The sequence below is a fragment of the Thorsellia kenyensis genome, assembly GCF_042432445.1.
GTDB classification, from domain to species: Bacteria; Pseudomonadota; Gammaproteobacteria; order Enterobacterales; family Thorselliaceae; genus Thorsellia; species Thorsellia kenyensis.
Window position 1 is genome coordinate 1 of the sequence record NZ_JBHLXE010000004.1, and the last position, 817, is coordinate 817.

Here is an 817-nt window from a genome sequence, read left to right on the forward strand (position 1 = left end):
ATTGACGCTTAAATCCCCTGACGTATTGTCAGTTAATTTGCCTTCTGGAATTTGCAATTCAAACTCGGCATTGCCATCCTCGTCCGTTGGACCATAGGTTAATGGGTACTCGCCCTCTTTAGGATCGGTACTGAACACTAACTCTTCACCATTTGGTAAGGTAACCACGACATCTTGACCCGCTTCGCCTTTACCCGTGATGGTTGGCGTAGTCGTATTCAAGCCATCTGTGTCTGGGTTGTACCCTTCGATGTTCAAGTTTTCGATTGAACCTGGTGGTGTGGTATCCACCAACACAGGATAGGTCAGTGCTGGACTGTTATTACCGGCGTCATCACGTTGTTTAACGCTTAAATCCCCTGACGTATTGTCAGTTAATTTGCCTTCAGGAATTTGCAATTCAAACTCGGCATTGCCATTCTCGTCCGTTGGACCATAGCTCAGTGGGTACTCGCCCTCTTTAGGATCGGTACTGAACACTAACTCTTCACCATTTGGTAAGGTCACCACAACATCTTGACCCGCTTCGCCTTTACCTGTGATGGTTGGCGTCGTCGTATTCAAGCCATCTGTGTCTGGGTTGTACCCTTCGATGTTCAAGTTTTCGATTGAGCCTGGTGGTGTGGTATCCACCAACACAGGATAGGTCAATGCTGGACTGTCATTACCAGCATCATCACGTTGATTGACGCTTAAATCCCCTGACGTATTGTCAGTTAATTTGCCTTCTGGAATTTGCAATTCAAACTCGGCATTGCCATCCTCGTCCGTTGGACCATAGCTCAGTGGGTACTCGCCCTCTTTAGGATCGGTACTG

Annotated in this window: 1 protein-coding gene; it reads right to left on the reverse strand. The window is 47.5% G+C overall.

Annotated elements, in window-relative coordinates:
- Nucleotides 1-817: hypothetical protein (locus ACFFIT_RS00195; RefSeq protein ID WP_385875299.1), on the reverse strand; the 817-nt coding region annotated here is incomplete at both ends.